This window comes from Caballeronia sp. (assembly GCF_049581465.1).
Classification (GTDB): domain Bacteria; phylum Pseudomonadota; class Gammaproteobacteria; order Burkholderiales; family Burkholderiaceae; genus Caballeronia.
Genome location: NZ_JBAUSA010000750.1, coordinates 1 through 3,922, shown reverse-complemented (window position 1 = coordinate 3,922; position 3,922 = coordinate 1). Strand labels below are relative to the sequence as shown.

Annotated in this window: 3 protein-coding genes; 2 read left to right on the top strand and 1 reads right to left on the bottom strand. The window is 58.1% G+C overall.

The window, feature by feature from the left end; all coding sequences use genetic code 11:
- Positions 1 to 229: 229 nt before the first annotated feature.
- Complete coding sequence (locus tag WCA53_RS18590; RefSeq protein WP_423913813.1) at positions 230 to 928, top strand: potassium channel family protein; 699 nt, start codon at positions 230 to 232, stop codon at positions 926 to 928.
- A 39-nt stretch (positions 929 to 967) separates the two neighbouring features.
- Here the strand turns inward: WCA53_RS18590 and WCA53_RS18585 are convergent, their stop codons facing one another.
- The gene (locus tag WCA53_RS18585) at positions 968 to 1,843 is read right to left on the bottom strand and encodes a transporter (RefSeq protein WP_423913810.1); all 876 of its coding nucleotides are present in this window, start codon (positions 1,841 to 1,843) and stop codon (positions 968 to 970) included.
- A gap of 1,098 nt (positions 1,844 to 2,941) precedes the next feature.
- On the opposite strand from WCA53_RS18585, the gene WCA53_RS18580 reads away from it, so the two are divergent.
- Positions 2,942 to 3,451 carry a DUF1993 domain-containing protein gene (locus tag WCA53_RS18580; protein ID WP_423913807.1) on the top strand — a complete coding sequence of 170 codons (510 nt, stop codon included), beginning with the start codon at positions 2,942 to 2,944 and terminating at the stop codon, positions 3,449 to 3,451.
- Positions 3,452 to 3,922 lie beyond the last annotated feature (471 nt).

The window sequence follows — 3,922 nt, the reverse complement described above, 5'->3', positions numbered from 1 at the left end:
CGGAGCCGATCCGCAACCTTCATATCGAACACTGCTCGAAAGCCGATCCGGAATACGGCGCGGGAGTAGCGAGGGCGCTTAAAGCCGGTTCGGCCGGAAAGGCGCCTAATAAGGCTCTCTAACTTTTCGTCAAGCTGGCGATCCATGGGGTCGAGCCATGCATCGCCAGTGAGAGCCGGTTCTGCTTGCCGCGAGCCGCGTCTCGCTTCGACCATGACCAGGAGCGACGATGGCCGATCCGCAACGGTGGCACGATCGCAACGTGAGGTTACGTATCGACAGCATGGCGGTTCTGCTTTTTCTACTCGTCCTTAACGTGTTCGTCGTGCCCTTTACCGTCGCGCCCAACAGCATCCTTGCGCGCGTGGCGCGAGACGTGCTGCTGTCGCTGATCCTGGTGAGCGGCATGACGACAGTGTCAGACCACCGCAGGCAATTCCTGGCGATTGCCGTGGTCGCCATTGTCGCCATCGTGATACGTTGCACAGCATGGCTCCTTCCGTTAGGAACCACACCGGGGCTATACGACATAACAGGGCTCTTTGCGCTCGGGATCCTGTGCGTTGTCATTGGCATCAAGATATTTAGCGGTGGCACAGTGACGGTCGACCGAATACTGGGCGCCGTCGTGCTTTATGTATTGATCGGTGTCGTCTGGGCCGAGGCCTATCAACTTCTAAACGCCCATGTGCCGGATGCGTTTGCCGGCATCCCACCTGAGGGCAGTCCGACGGATCGCTCAACATGGGTCTACTTCAGTTTCGTCACGCTTACCACAGTGGGATATGGTGACGTCACACCACTGGCCCACCTGGCGAGGTCGCTCGCGATTCTAGAGGCACTGATCGGTCAGCTTTATCCCGCAATCGTACTCGCGCGACTCGTGTCACTGCATGCCGCGAGCAGCGCAGACGGTACGCACCGGTGACGCGCTTCAGGTCGCTGAATATTGGCTCGCCGAAGCGCGTCAGCGATTGAACCAGCGATATTGAAGCGCGACTGAGATCGTTTGAAAGTTGCCACCGAAACTCGTGACCAGTCCACGCGACCACGCGAGCTTGCCTGACCATTGCGCAGAAAGAGGAAATGACAACGTGACGCCGTAGCGAACGTTGCGTTGCAGGTCGTGGTTCAGGAGGCCGTTGACGCTTGTCTGGCCGCCCGTGTAATAAGTCATGTCCGCGGCGAGCCACAGCCCGGGCCGCCACGTGTAGCCACCATGCAATTGGAATGTCGGCAGTGGATCCTGGCTGCGGCGGGTGCCACCATAAAAGTCAGGATTGTCGGTGAAGAGCCAGACACCAGCCGTGCCTTCCACAAACCAGTCGCCGATAGGCTGGGATAGTCCGACTTCGGGCTTGAACGCCCACCGGTTCGACCCGACGTTGATGATGCGTGTCGGTACGTACTGCCCGGTCGGCGCTATCACGCTCAAGCTGGCGCCGAGGATGGTATCGGGGCTGCGCTGCGCGAATTCTGCTGGCGTGAGTGCGGGACCCCCGAGAAGATTCGCGGCAAACCTAAACCGCACGTCACCCATGCCGGATCGATACGCCCGTGCGGCCTCTCCTTCGACGTTACCCGTCACGTTGGCATTGGCATACGGCACCGAGACAGCCACGCTCGCGACATGACCCAGCATGCCGAAACTGTGAGAATACCCAAGGGAATAATTGTTGATTGTGGCTTGCAGGCCGGTAACGGGCAGCGAGGGGTCGAACGTGATGTCACCGCTTGATCTCGCATAGGTCGCCACGATGAAATTAGTTCCGACAGGAACCGCGGAATAGGTGCGCGGCTCCATTTCCTGCGCGAGCGCTAACGCAGACCAGATGCCAGCCACGCTCGCCGCGAGGCACCGGAAGCGCCGCGGGATTCGTGAGCGTGAGGGTGAGCGGCTAGCTCTATTCTCGCGATTCAAGTCGATCGATGCGCTCGGTATTATCACGGCCGTCGTCCCTAGTCGAAACGTCATATGAGCCACGTTCGAAGAATCATAATGGACCGGCGTCTATTTTTGACGCCAGTCGAATGTATCGGGTTGAAAAGGACGAGTAGGAAACCTTAGAGATGAACTAGTATTGAATGACGCACGCGGCGGTATAGGCGTTTTTCGCCGATGACAACCGGAGGTCACCATGAGAGTTCTTGCAATATTGGCATGCATGCTGTTTTATACAAATGCATTCGCGGAATGTAGCACTACCGCGACTGGCCGCAGGGTTTGCAACAACGGGCAGCAAGCAGGTGGTTACAATCCGAACACCGGTAACGGCTGGAAGTCACAGAAAAATCAGAACGGTGTGGCTACGACCACGACGAACAGGGGCGGAGAGGCCAAGACCGTGAACGGCAAGGGCGTATACAAAAGCCCAAGCGGGAAGACATGCATGAAGACTGCCACAAACGCGGGTTGCAATTGAAACCGTCAGACTGTCATTTGCATGCGCGCAGCACACAACTGCGGATACAGCGGAGACCGACTGCACGCGAATCATGTCATCTAGATACATAGCATTGCGCATCTATGGTTGCTGGATGTCCGGATTTTTATGAGGCTGCTGCAACGGGCGCCAGCCGTCTTTCACAGCGGCGCGCAGATAGTCGCGAATCGTGTCCGGACGAGTAACGCAGCTTTTCGCTCTTGCGCGTGAGCGACCGATTCATTCCCCGTTCATTCCCCTTTTATCAACGCAGATCGACCACCTCGGCGCGTGGCGCAGTTCGCGAGTTGCCCCCGCTTTTTCAAGCTCGGCCCTTCCGGTCCGGTCCTCGCCAGAGAGAGCGTCGCGTTTCCATCCGGGATTCGCCGGCACGCTTATAATCCTGCCCTGCGTCCGGCACGCCGCACAAGTGATGAGTTCAAGCGTCAATCCAGACACGCAACCCGCTGGCGCGGCATCTTCCGCGTCGGCAGCCAACATCGACGATAAGAGTAATCATGACCATTTCCATGTACAACGCATCCGTTCCGGTTTTCAAGCAAATGCTGACAGCTTTGTCCGAGGTGCTCGCGAAAGCCGAAGCACACGTCGCGGAAAAGAACATCGAGCCGAACGCACTGTTGCAGGCGCGCCTGTTCCCAGACATGTTCCCGCTGGTGCGCCAGGTCCAGATCGCTGCCGATTTTACCAAGGGCGTGACCGCGCGCCTGGCTGGCGTGGACGTACCGTCGTGGCCCGACACCGAAGTCACGTTCGCCGACCTGCAAGCACTCATTGCCAAGGCCCTGGACCACATCGGTTCATTCGACGCCGCGCAATTCGATGGTAGCGAGAACAAGGAAATCATCCTGCGTCCGGGAACGCCGAAAGAGAAGAAGCTGGGTGGTAGCGCCTATCTGCAGCACTACGGCCTGCCCCAGTTCTTCTTCCATGTCACGACCGCGTATGCGATCTTGCGCCACAACGGCGTGAACCTCGGCAAGCGCGATTACATGGGCGCTTACTGATCGTTCGCAACCGCGCGTCTGGACTCCCCGGCGCGTGGTTTTCGCGATCTGCATGAGGGGCATCGGGCGCCTCGTTGGATGTCGGCTACCTGGGACGAGAGCCCCACGTCAATGTGCGCTGGCATACGCTTTTAAGCGGTTTTTACTTCAACATCCTTTTTGTCTGACCTATAGTGCTCTCACCAGCTGAAACAACAAAAACCAATCTACGGGTCACCACTGCTTCGCGTCGATTCTTGTATCAACGCCCAGTCGGCACCGAGAATTGGGAATCGGGGTAAACAAAAACAAACCGTCCAAAATACATGCTGGCGTGAGCACCCTTCGGGGTGCTTTTTTTTTGGGGGCGGGTGGCGATCCAGGTGCGCGCTACCGCGCGTTTGACCCTGCGTCAGGGTCCGCGTGGTTGAGGCTCATACCGAGCCGCAACCCTGCAATTAGCGTCTCTCTATCGTCAGGCACGTCGGGTCA

Bases quoted from the DNA above. Each gene is read 5' to 3' on its own strand.
- WCA53_RS18590 (WP_423913813.1), top strand. From the start codon at position 230: ATGGCCGATCCGCAACGGTGGCACGATCGCAACGTGAGGTTACGTATC.
- WCA53_RS18580 (WP_423913807.1), top strand. From the start codon at position 2,942: ATGACCATTTCCATGTACAACGCATCCGTTCCGGTTTTCAAGCAAATG.